This is a genomic window from Novosphingobium sp. FW305-C-111 (assembly GCF_058783565.1).
Map to the genome: position 1 here is coordinate 51,660 of NZ_JBYSYP010000018.1, position 19,049 is coordinate 70,708.

At 67.8% G+C, this 19,049-nt stretch carries 16 protein-coding genes; 12 read left to right on the plus strand and 4 right to left on the minus strand.

Annotation, left to right across the window (positions count from 1 at the left end; genetic code table 11):
• The first annotated feature begins 3 nt into the window (after nt 1–3).
• Nucleotides 4–1,038 carry a dihydroorotase gene (gene pyrC / locus AC3WLD_RS17185; RefSeq protein ID WP_492558197.1) on the plus strand — a complete coding sequence of 345 codons (1,035 nt, stop codon included), beginning with the start codon at nt 4–6 and terminating at the stop codon, nt 1,036–1,038.
• Here pyrC and rarD read toward each other — a convergent pair.
• The gene (gene rarD, locus AC3WLD_RS17190; protein ID WP_492558198.1) at nt 1,035–1,928 is read right to left on the minus strand and encodes an EamA family transporter RarD; all 894 of its coding nucleotides are present in this window, start codon (nt 1,926–1,928) and stop codon (nt 1,035–1,037) included. The two genes, pyrC and rarD, sit on opposite strands and share 4 nt — an antisense overlap.
• Before the next feature lie 209 nt (nt 1,929–2,137).
• Here rarD and AC3WLD_RS17195 point away from each other — a divergent pair, with 209 nt between their 5' ends.
• Both AC3WLD_RS17195 and AC3WLD_RS17200 read left to right on the plus strand, forming a co-directional pair.
• Nucleotides 2,138–2,608 (plus strand): glycine zipper 2TM domain-containing protein, encoded by a 471-nt coding sequence (locus tag AC3WLD_RS17195; protein WP_492558199.1) that lies wholly within the window; start codon nt 2,138–2,140, stop codon nt 2,606–2,608.
• 118 nt (nt 2,609–2,726) lie between these two features.
• A complete protein-coding gene (locus tag AC3WLD_RS17200; RefSeq protein ID WP_492558200.1) occupies nt 2,727–2,981 on the plus strand; it encodes a hypothetical protein in 255 nt (84 codons plus the stop codon).
• Here AC3WLD_RS17200 and astD read toward each other — a convergent pair.
• Nucleotides 2,968–4,380, minus strand: a complete 1,413-nt coding sequence (astD, locus tag AC3WLD_RS17205; protein WP_492558201.1) for a succinylglutamate-semialdehyde dehydrogenase — start codon at nt 4,378–4,380, stop codon at nt 2,968–2,970. The two genes, AC3WLD_RS17200 and astD, sit on opposite strands and share 14 nt — an antisense overlap.
• A 408-nt stretch (nt 4,381–4,788) precedes the next feature.
• Here astD and AC3WLD_RS17210 point away from each other — a divergent pair, with 408 nt between their 5' ends.
• Together AC3WLD_RS17210 and AC3WLD_RS17215 are read left to right on the plus strand one after the other, a co-directional pair.
• Entirely contained in the window at nt 4,789–8,118 is a 3,330-nt protein-coding gene (locus tag AC3WLD_RS17210) for a YadA-like family protein (RefSeq protein ID WP_492558202.1), read from the plus strand.
• Nucleotides 8,119–8,153: 35 nt separating this feature from the next.
• Nucleotides 8,154–8,741 (plus strand): hypothetical protein, encoded by a 588-nt coding sequence (locus tag AC3WLD_RS17215; RefSeq protein ID WP_492558203.1) that lies wholly within the window; start codon nt 8,154–8,156, stop codon nt 8,739–8,741.
• A 1,342-nt stretch (nt 8,742–10,083) separates the two neighbouring features.
• Here AC3WLD_RS17215 and AC3WLD_RS17220 read toward each other — a convergent pair.
• On the minus strand, nt 10,084–11,463 hold the full coding sequence (locus tag AC3WLD_RS17220) for a protein adenylyltransferase SelO (protein ID WP_492558204.1): 1,380 nt from the start codon (nt 11,461–11,463) through the stop codon (nt 10,084–10,086).
• Between the two features lie 95 nt (nt 11,464–11,558).
• On the opposite strand from AC3WLD_RS17220, the gene AC3WLD_RS17225 reads away from it, so the two are divergent.
• The 7 genes from AC3WLD_RS17225 to AC3WLD_RS17255 all read left to right on the plus strand — a co-directional run bounded on the left by AC3WLD_RS17225 (nt 11,559) and on the right by AC3WLD_RS17255 (nt 18,607).
• Entirely contained in the window at nt 11,559–12,419 is an 861-nt protein-coding gene (locus AC3WLD_RS17225; protein WP_492558205.1) for an alpha/beta fold hydrolase, read from the plus strand.
• Entirely contained in the window at nt 12,416–13,567 is a 1,152-nt protein-coding gene (locus tag AC3WLD_RS17230; RefSeq protein ID WP_492558206.1) for a glycosyltransferase, read from the plus strand. Before AC3WLD_RS17225 ends, AC3WLD_RS17230 begins: the two co-directional genes overlap by 4 nt.
• A gap of 123 nt (nt 13,568–13,690) precedes the next feature.
• The gene (locus tag AC3WLD_RS17235; RefSeq protein ID WP_492558207.1) at nt 13,691–14,452 is read left to right on the plus strand and encodes a tetratricopeptide repeat protein; all 762 of its coding nucleotides are present in this window, start codon (nt 13,691–13,693) and stop codon (nt 14,450–14,452) included.
• Nucleotides 14,453–14,472: 20 nt separating this feature from the next.
• On the plus strand, nt 14,473–15,813 hold the full coding sequence (locus AC3WLD_RS17240) for an outer membrane protein assembly factor BamB family protein (RefSeq protein WP_492558208.1): 1,341 nt from the start codon (nt 14,473–14,475) through the stop codon (nt 15,811–15,813).
• 145 nt (nt 15,814–15,958) lie between these two features.
• Nucleotides 15,959–16,210, plus strand: coding sequence for a hypothetical protein (locus tag AC3WLD_RS17245; RefSeq protein WP_492558209.1), 252 nt, complete (start codon nt 15,959–15,961; stop codon nt 16,208–16,210).
• A 288-nt stretch (nt 16,211–16,498) separates the two neighbouring features.
• On the plus strand, nt 16,499–17,173 hold the full coding sequence (locus AC3WLD_RS17250; RefSeq protein ID WP_492558210.1) for a hypothetical protein: 675 nt from the start codon (nt 16,499–16,501) through the stop codon (nt 17,171–17,173).
• Between the two features lie 87 nt (nt 17,174–17,260).
• Nucleotides 17,261–18,607 carry a methyltransferase family protein gene (locus AC3WLD_RS17255; protein ID WP_492558211.1) on the plus strand — a complete coding sequence of 449 codons (1,347 nt, stop codon included), beginning with the start codon at nt 17,261–17,263 and terminating at the stop codon, nt 18,605–18,607.
• A 136-nt stretch (nt 18,608–18,743) separates the two neighbouring features.
• On the opposite strand, the gene AC3WLD_RS17260 is transcribed toward AC3WLD_RS17255, so the two are convergent.
• The coding region (locus AC3WLD_RS17260; protein ID WP_492558212.1) for a putative quinol monooxygenase at nt 18,744–19,049 on the minus strand (306 nt) is incomplete at its 5' end.

Genomic DNA, 19,049 nt, shown 5'->3' on the forward strand with positions numbered 1-19,049 from the left:
CGTATGATCCAGAGCATCACCATCCGCCGCCCCGACGACTGGCACGTCCACCTGCGCGACGGTGAGGTCTTGAAGGGCGTGGTCCCGCACACCGCGCGCCAGTTCGCGCGGGCGATCGTCATGCCCAACCTGAGCCCGCCGATGACCGACGTCGCCGGTGTGTCCGCCTACCGCGACCGCATCCTCGCGGCGCTGCCCGACGGTGCCGGGTTCACCCCGTTGATGACGCTCTACCTCACCGACCACACCGATCCGGACGAGGTCGAGCGCGGGTTCGCCGCCGGGGTGTTCGTCGCCGCCAAGCTCTACCCGGCCCACGCCACGACGGGCTCGGCCCACGGCGTCACCGATATCCGCAACATCTATCCGGTGCTCGAGCGGATGCAGGCGATCGGGATGCCGCTGCTGATCCACGGCGAGGTGACCGACGCCCACGTCGACATCTTCGACCGCGAGGCGGTGTTCATCGAGCGCACGCTGCGCCCGCTGGTCCGCGACCTGCCGGGCTTGCGCGTGGTGTTCGAGCACATCACCACCGAGGAAGCCGCGCAGTTCGTCGAAAGCGCCGGCGACAACGTGGCGGCGACGGTGACCCCGCAACACCTCCACATCAACCGCAACGCCATGCTGGTCGGCGGCATTCGCCCGCATGCCTACTGTCTGCCGGTGGCCAAGCGCGAGAAGCACCGGCTGGCACTTCGCAAGCTTGCGACGTCCGGTTTCGCGCGCATCTTCCTGGGCACCGATTCGGCCCCGCACGCGGTGTCCGCCAAGGAGGCGGCGTGCGGCTGCGCCGGGATCTTCAATGCGCCCTTCGCGCTCGAAAGCTATCTGGCCGTGTTCGAGGAAGAGGAGGCGCTGGACCGGTTCGAGGGGTTCGCCTCGCTCAACGGGCCGGCGTTCTATCGGCTCCCGGTGAACGAAGGCACGGTCACGCTGGTGCGCGAACCGGTCGAGGTCCCCGCGACGATCGACGCCAACGGCACCCCGATCGTCCCGTTCCATGCCGGCGAAACGCTCGGCTGGCGGCTGGCCTAGGCTGCCAGTCTCCGCCGCCGCGCCGCCCACAGGTCCCAGCTGAAGACCGCGATTGCCAGCCAGATCAGGACGAAGCTGGCGAGTTTCAGCGGGTCGAGCGTCTCGCCCAGCATCAGCGAGACGACGAAGGTGATGGTCGGCGAGAGGAACTGGATGAACCCCAGCATTGACAGGTCGAGCCGCCGGGCCGCGCCGGCAAAGAGCATCAGGGGAATCGCGGTTACCACGCCGGAGCCGAACATCTCGAGCGTGGTGAGCGGCTGGCCCGACACGGCCGAGCCCGCCGGCTGGAGTGCATACCAGACGACAAGTGCCACCGCGGCCGGGAACAGCACGGCCGTCTCCACCGTCAGCCCCACGACCGCGCCGACTTCGATCTTCTTGCGGAACAACCCATAGAGCGCGAAGCTGAAGGCCAGGCTCAGGCTGATCGCCAGCGTCCCGAGCGCACCTGTCGCCAGCACCGCGATGCCCGCTCCGGCTATGGCGACCGCCGCCCACTGCCGCGGCGACAGCCGCTCGCCCAGCAGCACCACGCCGAACAGCACCGAGACCAGCGGGTTGATGTAATATCCCAGACTCGTCGCCATCACGTGGTCCTCGGCCACCGCGACCAGGAAGATCAGCCAGTTCAGGCCGATGAACAGCGCGCTCCCGAGCAGCGGCAGGACGGTCCGCTTCGTTACCAGCGCGGTGCCCAGCGCACGGAGCTCGCCCCGCCTGGCCAGCACGGCGAGGCACACCGGCAGGGTAAAGACGATACGCCAGCCGAGCAGTTCGAGAGCCGGAACGTGCTTGAGCAGCTGCAGGTACAGCGGCAGCAGCCCCCACATCAGATAGGCCGCAACGGCCATGGCGAGGCCGTTGTCTTTGAGGGCAGCGCGTTCCATGCGGGCGCATTGGCGGCCCAGGGCCGCGCGTGCAACCCCCGCCGGGAATCCTGTGATTTGCAACGGTTCAACAGCGGCTTGGCTCGCCTCGTCGCTTTCCCCAAATCTGACCAAAGCGTTGCCGATCATTCATGTTCCGAGGTCTAGACATGAACCAACGACGATTCACCCGTAGGTCGAATTGCCGCACGGAACGAAGGAGACCCACGATGAAAACACTCAGGACCCTCGCCCTTGGCCTCGCCGCAACCGGCTCGCTCGCGACCGCGCTGCCGGTCGCCGCGGCCCCCGCTACGCATGCCCCTGCCGCTGCAACCGCTCAGATTCTTGGTGACACCAGCTGGGATCACGGTCGCGGACATCACAAGTACAAGCGCGGATATGATCGCGGCTACGACCGCGGCTATGACAGTGGTTATGGCCGCTCCGGCTACAATGACTCCTATTATGGTGAGCCGCTGCGCCGCGACACCCGCGTGTGGCGCGGGGACGACGGTCGCTATTACTGCCGCAAGTCGAACGGCACGACCGGCCTGATCATCGGCGCTGCCGGCGGCGCGCTGCTTGGCCGCGAGGTGGCCGGACGCCGCGGCGACCGCACCCTCGGCGCGATTCTCGGCGGTGCGGCCGGTGCGCTGATCGGCCGCGAGATCGATCGCGGCGGGTCGAGCTGCCGCTAAGCCAGAGTTCCCGAACCGACGCATGGGGCGCCCCGGCCAATTCGCCGGGGCGCCCTTTTGCGGTCAGGCGCCGGTCAGCAACGTCAAATTAACCGGGCCCGGGCATTCAGGGTTAACGATGCGACCCTCGTGCGCCCTTGCTGCCATGGCCCTGGTCCTGTCCCTCGCCGCGTGCGGCAAGGACGGGCCGGCGAAGGCCGACGCGGTCTATTCCGACCCGAAGATGGACGCGGTGCTGTTCGACCCGCTGCTCACCGATACCGACCTGTCGCAGCAGAACCGCCGCAACGCCGCGGTCGAGCCCGGCGGTCCGGCGGATAGCGCACGGCCTGGTCCGTATCCCGAAGAGAAGCCCCCGGTCAGTCGTCGCTGAGACCGACGCCGATCTGGGCGCGGGGCTGGTCCATCTCGGTCGAGGCGACCGGATAGGCGCAGTAGTCCGCGGCGTAGAACGCGCTGGGCCGGTGATTGCCGGACAGCCCGACCCCGCCGAACGGCGCGGCCGACGAGGCTCCGTTGGTCGGCCGGTTCCAGTTGATGATCCCGGCGCGGACGTTGGCCCAGAAGCGGTTGTAGTCGGCGGGCTCGCCCCCGACCAGCGAGGCCGAGAGACCGAAGCGGGTGGCGTTGGCCTCGGCAATCGCCTCGTCGAAGTCGTTGACGCGCACGACCTGGAGCAGAGGGCCGAACAGTTCGACGTCCGGACGCTCCTTCATCGCGGTGACGTCGATGATCGCGGGCGAGAGGAACGGGAGGTCTTCGCGCAGGCGGATCAGGTGCTTGATCGCCCGTCCGCCGTTCGAGAGCAGATAGAGGAAACTCTCGGTCAGACCGTCGGCGGTCCGGTTGTCGATCACCGGGCCCATGAACGGCGCGGGTTCGTCGAACGGCGCGCCAACGATGATCCGGTCGGCGAGCCGCTTGACCTCGGCCAGCAAGGGTTCGGCCAGTTCGTCTTTCACGATCAGGCGGCGGGCGTTGCTGCAGCGCTGCCCGGCCGACATGAAGGCGGACTGGACCACGAGCACCGCGGCGTCCTGCAGCTTGGGCGTGTCCCACACCACGATCGGATTGTTGCCGCCCATCTCGAGCGCGACGATCTTGCCCGGATCGGCGGCAAGGCGGCGGTTGATGGCGATCCCGGCATGGGCCGAGCCGGTGAATAGGACGCCGTCGATGCCTTCGTGGCTGACCAGCGCCTGGCCTTCCTCCGGCCCGCCGTGAAGAACTTGCACGACCGCCGCAGAGATCCCGGCACGGTGAAAGCACTGGGCGAGGAATTCGCCGGTTGCCGGGGTCTTTTCCGACGGCTTGAACACGATCGCGTTGCCGGCGATCAGGGCGGGCACGATATGGCCGTTGGGGAGGTGCGCCGGGAAGTTGTAGGGCCCCAGCACCGCCATCACCCCGTGCGGCTTGTGGCGCAGCGCGGCAGTCCCCTGCAGCGCGCTGTCGAGCTTTCGCTGGCTCGTGCGCTCGGCATAGGCGCGGATCGAGATCTCGACCTTGCCGATCACGCTCTCGACCTCGCTGCGGGCTTCCCACAACGGCTTGCCGGTCTCGCGCGCGATCAGGGTGGCCAGCTTGTCGGCCTCCTTGCGCACCTCGTTGGCGAAGCGGCGAACCAGCTCGATTCGCGTCGACAGCGGCTGCGCCGCCCATGCCGGCCAGGCACGGCGGGCGCGGGTGACGAGGGCGTCGACATCGCCGACGGCGCCGCGCCAGACTTCGGCGCCGGTTGCAGGTTCGATGGAGACGATCTCGGCTGCCACGGGCTGTCGGGCTTTCCTCGCTGGAACTGGTTTCAGGTGCGACTTCGCACGCCTGCCGTCGCCATAGCCGGAAATGCTGCGCAAAAGAAAGGGTAGGGCGTTCGCGGAGGAGGAACCGTCCGATCGGCGAATGTGACGATCGTCACAGCGCGATCCTGCGGAAATGCGACGGTTCCGGACGCACTTCGCTAACATTTGATGCAGGGCATTTGACTTGCAGCAATGATCGCGTAATTGTTCACTCACAACGATAACTAACGGTGGTCGCATTCACGGGCTCAACGAAGCCCAATTACCGTTTCCCGCATCCGGGGGCTCCCGGGGGCAATTTGCAGGGGATGTTTGATGGCTGCTGTTTCCAACCGCCGCGGTTTCGCGGCTCTCTTCGCTGTCGGTTCTGCCGGCGCCATGGCGATCGCGCTTACCACGGTATCGCTGTCCAGCCCCGCTTCGGCAACCGAGTGCCTTCTTGACACCAACAACAACGGGGTTGCCGACGCGGCCGACACCGATGGCGGTGCGACCTCGGGCATCGCTGGCACCGCATGCGGCGTCAACGCGAACGCACACGGAATCGGCGCGACCGCGGTCGGTGTGAACGCCGACGCGAACAACCCCTCGGCCGTGGCTATCGGCGCGGGTGCCACGGCTTCGAACGCCGATCCGCAGCTCGGCAACATGACGGCCATCGGCACGACCGCCACCGCCACTGGAGACCGCTCGGTCGCCCTGGGCGCAGGCTCCGTCGCGAACGAGGCGAACACTGTCTCTGTCGGCAACGCTGTCCTCCAGCGCCGGATCGTGAACGTTGCCGACGGTATAGCGGACTCTGATGCAGTCACGATCGGCCAGGCCAAGGCGGCATTTGCGCCGCTGCAGGTCAACACTGCGCAGGGCGGTGCCAACGCTGCCGGCAACGAGTCGATCGCCCTCGGCGGTAATGCGCAGGCGACTGGAAACGGCGGATCAGCCCTCGGTACCGACGCAAACGCGAGCGGACTCGCTTCCACTGCGCTCGGCGCGGCATCGAATGCTTCGGCCACTGGCGCGACTGCGACCGGCGTCCTCTCGAACGCGAGCGGACTGATCTCGACCGCCAACGGCCTGCAGGCTCAGGCAACCGGCATCGCCTCAACAGCAATCGGCGCGCAAGCCCAAGCGACGGGCCCGGCGGCCACCGCACTCGGCCAGGGTTCGAGCGCGAGTGCTGCTAATTCGGTCGCCATCGGTCAGAATTCGGTGGCAAATCTGGCCGGCACAGTGTCTTTCGGCACCTCTGGAGCGGAGCGCCGCTTGGTGAACGTTGCGGCGGGCAGCGCGCCGACGGATGCAGTGAACTTCGGTCAGCTTGATGCTGAGGCAACTGCCCGCGCTGCGGCCGATACCACCCTCCAGGGCAACATCGACGCCGAAGCCGCAGTTCGCGCCGCTGCGGACGTGACGCTGCAGTCGAACATCGACGCCGAGGCCGCGACTCGCGCTGCTGCGGACGTGACGCTGCAGTCGAACATCGACGCCGAGGCCGCGACCCGCGCCGCTGCGGACGTGACGCTGCAGTCCAACATCGACGCCGAGGCCGCGACTCGCGCCGCTGCGGACGTGACGCTGCAGTCGAACATCGACGCCGAGGCCGCGACCCGCGCTGCGGCCGACGTCACCCTCCAGGGCAACATCGACGCCGAAGCCGCGGCCCGCGCCGCTGCCGACGTCACGCTCCAGTCGAACATCGACGCCGAGGCCGCGACCCGCGCTGCTGCGGACGTGACGCTGCAGTCGAACATCGACTCCGAGGCCGCGACCCGCGCTGCTGCGGACGTGACGCTGCAGTCGAACATCGACTCCGAGGCCGCGACCCGCGCCGCTGCCGACGTGGCCCTCCAGTCGAACATCGACGCCGAAGCGGCCACCCGGGCTGCTGCGGACACCACTCTGCAAAACAATATCACTGCCGAAGCGACCACCCGCGCCGCGGCTGACGCGAACCTGCAGTCGCAGATTGACGTCAACACCCAGGAGCTGACCTACGTCGCCGCCAACGGCCCGGGTGCGGCCACCGCCGGCCTGCAGGGTTCGGCGTTCGGTTCGGGCGCCGACGCCCACGGCCTCTCCTCGGTTGCCGTCGGCATCAACAGCCTCGCCAACAACCCGGGCGCGGTCGCGATCGGCGGCGGAGCCACGGCCTCGAACGTCAATCCGCAGCTCGGCAACATGACTGCTGTCGGCGCTTCGGCCAACGCCAGCGGGGACCGTTCGGTCGCGCTGGGTGCGGACTCGGTCGCGGACCAGGCGAACACCGTCTCGGTCGGTAACTTCGTCCTCCAGCGCCGGATCGTCCAGGTCGCCGACGGCGTCGCCAACAGCGATGCCGCCACTGTCGGCCAGGTCAACACCGCCGTCGCCAACGAAGCTGCGCTGCGCGCCGCCGCGGACACGACGCTCCAGGCAAACATCGACGCCGAAGCGAGCACCCGCGCCGCTGCCGACGCCAACCTGCAGACCCAGATCGACGCCAACACGGCCGAGCTGGTATTCTTCGCCGCGACCGGGGATACCGCCGCGGTGGCGAGCGGCACGACCTCGCTGGCTGCCGGTAACGGCGCAACCGCTTCCGACGAAGACGCGGTGGCGCTGGGCGACAAGTCGGTCGCCAGCGGCTTCCACTCGACCGCCGTCGGCGGCGAAGCGGTGGCTTCGGGCCGCGGGGCGCAGTCGTTCGGCTGGCAGTCGCAGGCCACGGGCAACCTGAGCCTCGCCGCGGGCCACCAGGCCAATGCCTCGGGCGTGCAGTCGACTGCGGTCGGCAAGAACGCCAACTCGGCTGGCGCCAATGCCTTCGCCGGCGGCTTCGCAGCCAACGCGGCGGGCGCTTCGGCTGTCGCGCTGGGTGACAGCTCCTCGGCTTCGGGCCTGACCTCGACCGCGCTCGGCAACGGCGCGATCGCCTCGGACGAAGACGCGGTGGCAGTGGGCGACAAGGCCAACGCCAGCGGCTTCCACTCGACCGCCGTCGGCGGCGAATCGGTCGCCTCGGGCCGCGGCGCGCAGGCGTTCGGCTGGCAGGCCTCGGCCACCGGCAACCTCAGCGCGGCGCTCGGCCACCAGGCCAACGCGGCGGGCGTGCAGGCGACTGCGGTCGGCAAGAACTCCAGCGCGGCCGGCGCTAACGCCACTGCGGTGGGCTTCGGCGCCACTGCCGGTTTCGCGGGATCGACCGCGATCGGCACCGGCGCTACCGCCACCCGGGCGAACCAGGTGGTCATTGGCGGCACGGGCAGCTCGGTCACGGTGGGTGACCTTGCGGCCAGCACCGCGGCGCAGGTCGGCGCGACCAGCTTCGCCACGGTCGATGCCTCGGGCACGCTGGGTGCGGGTCCGTCGGTTTCGGGCACGATCAACCGGATCAGTGCGCTCGAGACGGTGACGGCGACTCACACCACGCAGATCGCGTCGCTGCAGTCGCTGACCACGCAGCACACCGCGCAGATCAACCAGCTGTTCGATGACGTCGACAAGGCCAACGAAGGCATCGCCATGGCGCTCGCCATGGAATCGCCGGCGCTGCCGGGCGACGCCAAGTTCGGCCTGTCGGGCGGGATCGGCTATTACCAGAACAAGGCGGCCGGCACGATGGCGATGAGCGCCCGCGTCGGCGAGAACGCCTCGATCAGCGCCGGCGTCGGCGTCGGCTTCGACAGCGGCGAAGTCGGTGCACGCGGCGGCTTCCAGATCGCCTGGTAATTGACGTCTCCAGAATAAGAGGACATCCACGCAGGATGACCCGGATTAAAACCTTCGTGCCGGGGCTTCGCGCCCCGGCACTTTTCATTTCCGCCGCGCTCGCCGCGCTGTGCGTTCCTTCTGCCGCGATGCCCCAGACCGCGCCGCCGATTTCGGCCCAGCCGGTGCCGGGGGATCTCGAGTTGGCCAAACTGATCTGGTCGACGATGGCGATGGTTGATCACGCCAATCGTTCGGGCAACTATTCGGTGCTGCGCGACACCTCGGCCAGCGGGTTCCAGATCAACAACGATCCGGCGCGGCTTGCCGAAGTCTTTGCCTCGCTCCGCGCCCAGCGCATCGACCTGTCGAACGCTCTGCTGGTCGTGCCCAACTACATCGGCGCGCCGCTGCTGGTGCAGCCCGACGTGTTCGAAGTGCGCGGCTATTTCGGCCTGCGCCCCACCGCGATTTTCTTCGATCTCTACTTCCAGTGGGAGCAGGGGCGCTGGAAGCTCTACGGCATCAGCATCGAACCGCGTGCGATGGCCGGTATCCAGCCCGAGCCCGGCACCGCGCCGGCGGCCAAGCCCGGCGGGCAGCCCGCGGGCAAGCCGGCGACGCCGCCGAAGAAGAAGTCCTGAGCTCCTCCGTCAGCCTCTGCGCCGCTGCCGCTTCGATATGTCCCTCTGGAAAAAATGGAGAGGGCTTGGGATTGCGGCCTCCTCCATGGCCTGGATCCGCTGTGAGGCTGGGCGATTGGATGCGGTACGCCCACGTCTAATTGCAGCACGCGATATGCCCACCCCTTACCCCTCCCGCCTGCGGGAGGGGAACTGGTCGCGCTAGCCGGGAGGTAGGCCTTGAATCTCCCCCTCCCGCACGCGGGGAGCCGCAGGCGTTCGCGAAGCGAACAGCGGGTCGGGGGGGGCTTTCAGCAATCACGACAAACCATCCGGCAGCGACCCCGGACGTGACGCTAAGCTGAAACTATCAGATCGCGCGGCCGGCCGCGGCGCCATGTGCCGCGGGAGGGGCGGTGTCTGTACGCGTTGCGAACGGCGCAAGGGGAGCAGACGCCCGGTGCGCTCGGCCTGTGAGGACAACGGGCCGGGGCGAGGTTCGCAGGCTCGCGAACGAAACGACGCCCTCACGGCTGACTGTGCCGCGCCATGAGGGAAGCATATCGCTTCCATCCCGTCATCCGGGCTTGGCGCTGGGGGCCTGTACAGGGCTTGAGTTCAGCGCCCCGTTCTCACCCGCCGCCGCGCCGGCCGCGTCGCTGTTTCCAGCGAAGGAACGAGGCTGGGCCGGCCTAGCCCGCTCCCGATCCGATTCGTCGGGGCTAGGAGTTCAAATCCTACATGTATCCAACCACTTGCTCCGTTTCGGCGGGGTGTTGGAAAGATTGGTTCGCGCAGAGACGCGGAGGCGCGGAGAAGAAGGGGTTCGCGCAAAGGCGCGAAGGGAAAGAAGGCGCAAGGAAGAAAGACGATACTCGCGCAGAGTTCGCAGAGGACGCAAAGAGGCTTTGTACACACTCCCACCGTTGTCATCCCCGCAAAGGCGGGGGCCATCTCCTGACCTTCGGTCAAAAGGGATAGTAGGCTCACACAAAGGCACGAAGATGCCGCGCCACCGGCGAAGCCGGCCTCCTGCTATAACCATGCGTTTGCGGCAGCGCCCGATGAATGAAAGGGCCTTCGGCCCGGCGCACCCCCTCTGCGTCCCTTTTCTTCCTCCGCGTCTCTGCGTGAACCGATATCACGCGCAACATCGCCGAGGGCGCGCATCCTCTTTGCGTACTCTGCGAACTCTGCGCGAGTATCCCGTTCTACTTGTCCGCGTGAATCGACAGAAGCGGGACCCCGGCTCAAGCCCGGGATGATGTGGAAGAGGGGGCGCAGCCCCCTTTGCGCCTTCTTTTTCCTTAGCGCCTTTGCGCGAACCCAAATCCAGCGTGGCCCTCGTACCGGACCAAGCGCCCTATTGCCCAGCCGCGACCGGAGGCGCACCGTGCGCCTCGCCCATGCGGCGCAGCGCGGCGATCTTGTCCGCCAAGGGCTCCCAGTCATCGCGCTCGGCGATGGCGGACCAGATCGCTTCGACCTCGTCCACCAGCATCGACTGGGGTGCCGGATCGGACCAGTATGGGTGATCAGACTCGATCGGCTCGGCCTTGGCCAGCTCGCCCGCCAGCGCCGGATCGCCTGGCGTGCCGCGCCCGCTGCGATGGTCGAAGAAGAACCCATCGACCGTGCCGCCGGCCTCCCGCATCGCCTTCTCGCATGCACCGACCAGCGCCGTGTCCTCGTCGAGCCCGCGTTGCCGCACGCCGAGACGCCAGCACCAGCGGCGCGCAATCGCCTGCTGGTATAGCAGCGGGAAGCGTTCGAGCGCTTCGATCAGCGGCGGCGCAGGCGAGAGGGTGCGCAGCGCGATGGCCAGCTGCGCGCAGTTCCAGTGAATCGCCTCGGGCTGGCGGCCGAAGCTGTAGAGGCCCTGGTGGTCGAAATAGGCGGCGGTGAAGCCCGGATCCCAGCTCGGCAGCCAGCGCCACGGGCCATAATCGAAGCTCTCGCCCGAGATGTTCATGTTGTCGGAGTTGAGCACGCCGTGGACGAAGCCGGCGACCATGTAGCTCGCGGCGAGGTCGGCCAGCCGTTCGACCACCTGGTGGAGCAGGCGGGCGGCGCGGTTTTCGGGCTCGGCGACGCCCTCGGGCATCCCGGGGCCGGGGTAGGTCTCGAGGCAGTACTCGACCAACTGCGCCATCTCGTCCGCCAGCTCCAGCGCGGCAAGGCGCTGGAAAGTGCCGATGCGGATGTGGCCGTGGGACAGGCGGACCAGCACCGCGGAGCGGGTGGGCGAAGGCTCGTCGCCCCGCCACAATTCCTCGCCGGTTTCGATGACCGAGAAGGTGCGGCTGGTGTTGACGCCCAGCGCCTCGAGCATTTCCGTCGCGAGGATTTCGCGCACCGCGCCCTTGAGTGTCAGGCGGCCGTCGCCCTGGCGGCTCCACGGGGTCTGCCCCGAACCCTTTGTGCCAAGGTCGAGCAGGCGGCCGCGATCATCGCGCATCTGTGCGAACAGGAACCCGCGGCCATCGCCGAGGTCGGGGTTGTACACCCGGAACTGGTGCCCGTGGTAACGTAGCGCCAGCGGCCGGGGAAGGTTGCCGGGCAGCGGTTCGAACCGGCCGAAGTGCCGGACCCACTCTTCGTCCGGGAGCGCCTCCAGGCCCACCTGCGCCGCCGCGCGATCGTTGCGGAAGCGCAGCGTCGTCAGCGGGAAGGGCGCTGGCCCTACCGGGTCGCCGATCCAGCCGGAAAGCGCGAGAATGCGCGGGTCGGGGGCGTAGCTCACGCCGGCAAGACTTGCGAAGAACGGGGCATCCCGGCAATAGTGGGGCCGCACGGGGCGCGAGGCAAGCGCGGCCGCGACGAAGGACCCGCGAAAACATGGCGCAATACGAGGATCGCAGCTGGACCAGCCGCGATGGCCTGAAGCTGCACTTCCGCGACTATCCCGGCGATTCCGCCCGCCCGCCGCTGCTGTGCCTGCCCGGCCTGACCCGCAACGCCCGCGATTTCGAGGACCTCGCCGCGCGGCTTTCGCCGACGTGGCGCGTGATCTGCCCCGAGATGCGCGGTCGTGGCGACAGCGATTACGCGCGCGATCCGATGACGTACCAGCCGCTGCAGTACCTAGATGATGTCGAGCTGCTGCTGGAGCAGGAAGGCATAGCGCGCTTCGTCGCCTTCGGCACATCGCTTGGCGGGCTCCTGACGATGCTCCTTGCCGGCAAGGACGCGAGCCGGATCGCCGGGGTCGTGCTCAACGATGTCGGCCCGGAAGTCTCTGCCGAAGGGCTCGAGCGGATTCGCGGCTATGTCGGGCAGGGGCGCAGCTTCGAGACGTGGATGCACGCGGCCCGCGCGCTGCAAGAGGCGCAGGGCGAGGTCTATCCGGACTTCGACGTCGCCGACTGGCTGCGCATCGCCAAGCGGACCATGGTGCTGGGTTCGAGCGGGCGGATCGCGTTCGACTATGACATGAAGATCGCCGAGCCGTTCGAGGCCCCGGCAGGGGCGACCCCGCAGGTCGACATGTGGCCGCTTTACCATGCGCTGCGCGGACGGCCGGTGGCGGTGCTGCGCGGCGAACATTCGGACATCCTCGGCGCGGAGACGGCGGCGCGGATGGCGCGCGACGTCGCCGATGCCGAAGTGGTCACGGTGCCGCGCGTCGGCCATGCCCCGACGCTCGACGAGCCGGCCTCGCTCGCGGCCATCGACCGGCTGCTGGCACGGGTGGCATGAGCGCAAAGCCCGCGGCGCCGCTCCGGGTCCTGCACCTCCACTCCTCGTTCGACGCGGGCGGCAAGGAGCGCCGCTCGGTCGCGCTGATGAACCGCTTTGCCAAAGGCGTGGTCCATTCGGTCGTCTCTGCCGAGCCGGGCAGGATGGGCGCGGCGAAAGACCTGTCGAAGGCGGTCAAGGTCCAGTATCCGCTGGCCTTCCCCGCGCTTGCCGGCAAGTTCGGGGTCCGCCGGCTGCAGACGCTGGCGAAGGGGATGCAGGGCTTCGACCTGATCCTGACCTACAACTGGGGCGCGATGGATGCGGTGGTCGCCCACGCGCTGTTCGGCCCCGGCCTGGGCCTCGCCCCGCTGGTCCATCACGAGGACGGGTTCAACGCCGACGAGGCGGCGAAGCTCAAGACCACGCGCAACTGGTACCGGATGCTCGGCCTGTCGCGGGCGCAAGGGCTGGTGGTGCCCTCGGGCCGGCTCGAGCGGATCGCGCTCGAAACGTGGCGCCAGCCGCGAGCCAAGGTTCACCGCATCGCCAACGGGATCGACACCGCCGTCTATGGCCGCAAGGCGCGGCCCGACGCGCTGCCCCGGGTGATCAAGCGGCCGGGGGAGAAGTGGCTCGGCACGATGGCCGGCCTTCGCCCGGTGAAGAACCTGCCGCGCCTCGTCCGCGCCTTTGCCGGGATGCCGCCCAAATGGCAGCTGGTCATCCTCGGCGAGGGGCCTGAGCGCGACGCGATCTTCGACGAGGCGATGCGGCTCGACATCGGCCACCGCGTCCACCTGCCCGGCCATGTCGCCGATCCGGCGGCGGTGGTCGGGCTGTTCGACCTGTTCGCGCTGTCGTCGGACAGCGAGCAGTTCCCGCTTTCGGTGGTCGAGGCGATGGCCGCGGGGCTGGCCGTCGCCGCCCCGGCGGTGGGCGACATCGCTGCCATCGTCAGCGAGGCGAACGGGCCGTTCATCGTCAGCCCGGGCGACGAGGGCGCCCTCGCCGGGGCGCTGGCCGCGCTCGCCGCCGACGACGCCGGGCGGGCCACGATCGGCAGGGCCAACCGCGAACGCGCGCGCAGCGAGTTCGACGAGGCGACGATGGCGGCGCGCTATGCGCAGGTCTATGCCGCCGTGCTGGGACGCGCCTCATTCCCCTGAACGCCGTCCGAACCCGCCTTAACCCCCGGTTCAGCGGGGGATTGCCAGTGGATCGGGGATTGAACTGGCGGCCCACTCCGCTAAACACCGCAGCCCTAGCATCTGGCAGCCGAAAGCCCCGTCTTGGCCCTTCGTCCGAATAATCCGCAGTCCGGTTCGCAGCTTCCCGCCGCCAAGGGCGCGCCCTCCAACGACGCGTTCCTGCGCGAAGTCGACGATGCCCTGCGCGAGGACCAGATGCTCGGCGCGTTCAAGCGCTATGGCAAGCCGATCGGCCTGGCGGTCGCGGTGGGCCTGCTCGGCCTTGCCGGGTGGCTCGGCTGGGATCACTATTCGAACCAGCAGTCGGGTGAGACCGGCGAGAAGCTGGTCCTCGCCATCGACGACCTCGAAAAGGGCAACATCAAGCCGGCGAAGGACGCACTCGGCGGCCTGACCGGGAAGAGCGACGGCTACGACGCCTCGGTTCGCATCCTCGAGGGCGCGATCGCCCAGCGCCAGGGCAAGGCCGACGAGGCCGCGAAGCTGTTCGCGCAGGTTGCCGCCGACAGCAATTCGCCCAAGGCCTTCCGCGACCTCGCGACGATCCGCGAGATTGCCACCAACTTCGAAAAGCTCCCGCCGCAGCAGGTGATCGACCGGCTGAAGCCGCTCGCCGTGCCCGGCAACCCGTGGTTCGGCAGCGCCGGCGAGCTCGTCGGTATGGCCTATCTCAAGCAGGGCCGCGCCGATCTCGCCGGGCCGCTGTTCGGCCAGATCGCGCAGGACAAGACCGTACCCGAAAGCCTGCAGCGCCGCGCGCAGCAGCTCGCCGGGCTGCTCGGGGTCGACGCGGTGAAGGACCCGGCCAAGGTCGTCGCCGAGCTCGAAGCCCCGGCGCAATAACTTCCATGAGGATGCAAGCGATGACCCGACCCGTTTCCCGCGCCGCCGGGATCGCCACCGTGGCCCTGATGGCGCTGGCCCTTGGCGGCTGCGGCATCCTCGGCGGCAAGGACAAGGCTAAGACCACGCCCACCGTGGGCGACCGGGTGCCGGTGCTGTCGAAGATCGAGAGCGGCGCCAAGGTCGACCCGGCGCTGGCCGGCGTCTCGGTGATCCTGCCCCCGGCCGAGGTCAACGCCGAATGGGCCCAGGCCGGCGGTACCGCCAGCAAGAGCTACGGCCACCTCGCGCTCGGCGAAACGCCGCGCAAGGCGTGGACCGCGAGCATTCCGGGATCGAGCAACAAGCAGCGCCTCGCCGCCGCGCCGGTGATCGGCGGCGGCTCGCTGTTCGCGATGGACACCAACGGCGTCGTCCACGCCTTCAACGCCGACACCGGCCGCGAGATCTGGACCGCCAGCTACAAGCCCGCTGAAAACGCCAGCTCGGCTTTCGGCGGCGGCGTGAGCTTCGCCGCGGGCCGGGTCTATGTGACCACCGGCGTGGGCGAAGTGGCCGCGCTCGACGCCTCCAACGGTTCGGAAGTGTGGCGCAAGAAGCCGGGCGGCCCGCTGCGCGGTTCGCCGACGCTGGCGTTCGGCTCGGTCTATGTGATGAGCCAGGACAACCAGATCTATGCGCTCAATGCCGCCGACGGTTCGTCGCAGTGGCAGGCCGGCGGTGCGACCACCGCCAGCGGCGTGTTCGGCGTGGCGGCCCCCGCGGCCGGGCAGGGCACCATCGTCGGCGGCTTCAGCTCGGGCGAACTGATCGCCTGGCGCTATGAAAACGGGCGCGAGCTGTGGTCCGACGCGCTCGCCCGCACCTCCATCGCCACCTCGGTCTCGACCCTCACCGACGTCGACGCCGACCCGATCATCGAGAAGGGCCGCGTCTATGCGCTCGGCCAGGGCGGACGCATGGCCGCTTACGAACTGGTCACCGGCCAGCGCATCTGGGAACTGAGCCTCGCCGGCATCTCCACCCCGGCCATCGCCGGCGAGTGGATCTTCACCCTCACCGACGACGCCCGCCTGCTGTGCATCGCAAAGGGCAGCGGCAAGGTCCGCTGGCTGACCCAGTTCGCCAAGTACAAGAACGAGGAAAAGCGCAAGGACCAGATCTTCTGGACCGGCCCCGCGCTCGCCGGCGGCAAGCTGTGGATCGCCAACTCGCGCGGCGAGATCATGAACGTCGACCCCGGCACCGGCATCGCGACCCCGTTCGACAAGCTCAGCGACGGCGTGAGCCTGGCGCCGGTGGTGGCTAACCAGACGCTGTACGTGCTGGACGACGGCGGGCGGATTACCGCCTGGCGGTGAGGTTGGGCCGCAGGTCACGGGATGACGGGGTTGGGGGCAGGCAGACTTTCCGTCAACAAAGCCCGTCACCCTGAACTCGTTTCAGGGTCCACTCTCGGCACCTTTCGCGTCATCTCTGGATTCACGCCTTGCCGCGTGGCATTCCTTGCTCATTAGCGCCGACCTGCCCGAATTTAGCCTTCGGACAAAGCTGCTCCTTGCCAGCTATTTGGTATCCCTCGGCGTCGGGACGGCTTATCTGATCGCGCTGGCCGCAATCCTTGCCGCGTCCGCGATGGGGAGGGCCGTCCCCGTCGAGATCGCCTTCTGGCCGTGGTTTCCTTCATCGGTGGTCGTGATCCTCGTCGCGAAGATCCTGATGCGGTGGTCGTTTCGCAACGACGCACGGAACTCCTGACCCATCGGCTCTTTACCTAAATGTCGTCACCCTGAACTTGTTTCAGGGTCCACTCTCGGTTGGCTCCGCAGCTCTCGGGCCAAAGCGAGCTTCGAGAACTGCTCGCGATACACCGCTTCGGAGCAAGACGCAGCCGGGACCCTGAAACAAGTACAGGGTGACGATGGTGTCTGAGCGGCGAGGCGCGTACGACGGCAATCCGGAGTTTGCACTCAAAAGCTGTCGTTCCGGACACGCCAACATTGCGGTCAACGCGAAACGTGGCATACCTCAATCGAAGAGGTGATCATGACTTGGGAAAGTCAATACAAACGCTGGGCTGAAGCCATCAGCGAGAACCCGTATGATGATCGTCCCGCTAGAGCAATTGTCATCGAGACGCGCAAGTTGGTGCGGAATGGGGGGTCTCTAGACAATCAACAGCAAAGAGAATGGGTAGAGAACGCCCTGCGCGATGCCGAGCGACGGCAATTTGTGACTGCTGTTTTCCATAAGCAAGCCGCCCCGTCTGCATTGGCGAATATTATGCTGAGGATGGGGGTGGAAGAGGAAAATCCCAGCACCAATCGGTTTTTCATCGAGCCTGCAGTAAAGGCCATAGGAGCCCGTCGAGTCATGCGCCGCCTCACAGAGTTACTTCGTGACGGTTCCGACCGAGAGAAGGCAGGTGCAGCGAGCGCGGCGTACTGGGTGAAAGGGGATGTCAAGCAACCGAGCTATATTGAAGCTAGGGCACGGTTCAGAGACGAACTACTGCGGCAAATTGTAACTACTGAAAGCACATCTGTTCAGCGGCGGATCATTCCGAGCCTGACGATGCAGGCCGAAGTGTACTCAACAGAAGTCGCGAAGCTTCTGCCCGTCGCAATTCGGATCGCTCGGACTCACAGCGATCCTTACATCCGACATCGTGTCGAGGTGCAGCTCGGTGAAAAGAACGTTTTAAGCCCCTTGCCGCGCTAGGTCCGCTATCCCGAACTTTCCCCCCAAGCGCAAGCAGACGTCACCCCTTCACCCTTTCCTCACCCTTCGCCGCTAAGCCTCACGCGCATGAGTGCGCCGTCTCCTGTGCCGCCGAGGCCTGCCAGCGACGTCTCGGCGGGGGTGGGCCTTGCCGGGCTCGCCGGGCTGGCGTTTTGGCTGGTCCTCTGCCGGAACTGGGCGGGGGTGAGCGAGGTGCTCGGCCTGCCGGGGCCGCACGCGCCGCTGTCGGGGCCTTACGCCGCGTGCCTCGCGGTGGTGTTCTCGGGCCTGCCGATGGTGCTGTGGTCGGTGCTGGTGGACAAGGTCCACCGCCGCGCCTCGACCGGGATCGACTGGGACAGCCCGCGCCCGCTGTCGCAGGTCATCGACGTGTCGATCACCAAGCTCGCCGGGCTGTGGGCGACCTGGGGGGGAATCGCGGTCATCTATTGCCTCGCGCGGTGGTACTGGCGCGGGCAGTACCTGTTCGCGATGGACGTGCTGGGGACCGCCGCGCCGCTGCTGGTGGTGCTGTCGGTGCCTTACGTGCTGTGGCTCGACCGGGTGCTGGTCAATCCCCGCGACGGGGCTTGGCATTTCGGGGCGATGCTGATCGGGCGCGAGGCCTATGACGCGGAGGAGGTGCGCCACCACTTGCGCGCCTGGGCCGTCAAAGGCTTCTTCTGCGCGTTCATGATCTCGATCCTGCCGCCGGGTTTCGCGGCGGTGGTCGAGGCCGACTGGAGCGCGTTTGCCGGCGATCCGGTGCGGCTGTCGGTCGCGGCGACAGAGATCATGTTCGTGGTCGACGTCCAGATCGCGATGGTCGGCTACCTGCTGACGATGAAGCCATTGGACGCGCATATCCGCACCGCCAACCCGTTCTTCACCGGCTGGTTCGCCGCGCTCGCCTGCTATCCGCCGTTCCAGCTGATGGAGCCGGGGCGGCCGCTGTTCTACCAGGAGCAGACCGCCGACTGGGCGTACTGGCTGCAGGGGATGCCCGCGCTGCTGTGGCTGTGGGCGGCGGCGCTGGTGGTGCTGACCGGGATCTACGCCTGGGCGACGGTGGCGTTCGGCCTGCGCTTTTCCAACCTGACCTATCGCGGCGTGCTGACGAACGGGCCTTACGCGTGGACGCGGCACCCGGCATACCTCGCCAAGAACGCCTACTGGTGGCTGGCGACGCTGCCGTTCCTCGTCACCAACCATTCGGCTGTAGACGCGGTGCGCAACACGGTGTTTCTCGCCCTGGTCAGCGCGATCTATTTCTGGCGGGCCAAGACCGAGGAGCGGCACCTGCTCGCGGCCGATCCCAAGTACCGCGAGTACCATGCGTGGATGAGCGAGCACGCGCCGCTGGTGCGGGGGCTGGCGTGGCTCGGGCGGCTGCCGCTGCGGGGGCGGGGAATGCAGGTCCAGCCGGCGGAGTGAGTTGCGTACACCAAGTGAACAAGAGACCGCCCGTCCTGAGCCTGTCGAAGGACAGGTCTTCTTTTGCGCGCGAGTCCGAAGGAACGACGGCCCTTCGACAAGCTCAGGGCGGACGGATATAAAAGCGGAGGCGCCTCTAGACCGCCTCGCCCTCGCCGACGTCCCAGATGCGGATGTTGCGGTCGTAGAGGCCCAGCCCGGCGCGCTCTTCCTGCCAGGTGTTCATGTGCGGCGCGGCGAAGTGCGCGGCGAGGCAGGCCCGCTCGCGCCACTTCTCGCTGACCCGGATCAGGCCGGGTTCGGCGAGGTCCTCGGCATAGGCGTATTCGAGGCAGCCGTCCTCCTGCACCGTCGCGGCGATAACCTGGACGCCTCGAAAAACCCTCGTCTTTGAGGGGGTGATTTGATTCAATGGCCCCCGTATCGAGCGGAGGCGGAGATG

Excerpts from the sequence above, each read along its gene's own strand:
- pyrC (WP_492558197.1), top strand. The coding sequence starts at position 4 with ATGATCCAGAGCATCACCATCCGCCGCCCCGACGACTGGCACGTCCAC.
- rarD (WP_492558198.1), bottom strand. The coding sequence starts at position 1,928 with ATGGAACGCGCTGCCCTCAAAGACAACGGCCTCGCCATGGCCGTTGCG.
- AC3WLD_RS17195 (WP_492558199.1), top strand. The coding sequence starts at position 2,138 with ATGAAAACACTCAGGACCCTCGCCCTTGGCCTCGCCGCAACCGGCTCG.
- AC3WLD_RS17200 (WP_492558200.1), top strand. The coding sequence starts at position 2,727 with ATGCGACCCTCGTGCGCCCTTGCTGCCATGGCCCTGGTCCTGTCCCTC.
- AC3WLD_RS17210 (WP_492558202.1), top strand. The coding sequence starts at position 4,789 with ATGGCGATCGCGCTTACCACGGTATCGCTGTCCAGCCCCGCTTCGGCA.
- AC3WLD_RS17215 (WP_492558203.1), top strand. The coding sequence starts at position 8,154 with ATGACCCGGATTAAAACCTTCGTGCCGGGGCTTCGCGCCCCGGCACTT.
- AC3WLD_RS17225 (WP_492558205.1), top strand. The coding sequence starts at position 11,559 with ATGGCGCAATACGAGGATCGCAGCTGGACCAGCCGCGATGGCCTGAAG.
- AC3WLD_RS17230 (WP_492558206.1), top strand. The coding sequence starts at position 12,416 with ATGAGCGCAAAGCCCGCGGCGCCGCTCCGGGTCCTGCACCTCCACTCC.
- AC3WLD_RS17240 (WP_492558208.1), top strand. The coding sequence starts at position 14,473 with ATGACCCGACCCGTTTCCCGCGCCGCCGGGATCGCCACCGTGGCCCTG.
- AC3WLD_RS17250 (WP_492558210.1), top strand. The coding sequence starts at position 16,499 with ATGACTTGGGAAAGTCAATACAAACGCTGGGCTGAAGCCATCAGCGAG.
- AC3WLD_RS17255 (WP_492558211.1), top strand. The coding sequence starts at position 17,261 with ATGAGTGCGCCGTCTCCTGTGCCGCCGAGGCCTGCCAGCGACGTCTCG.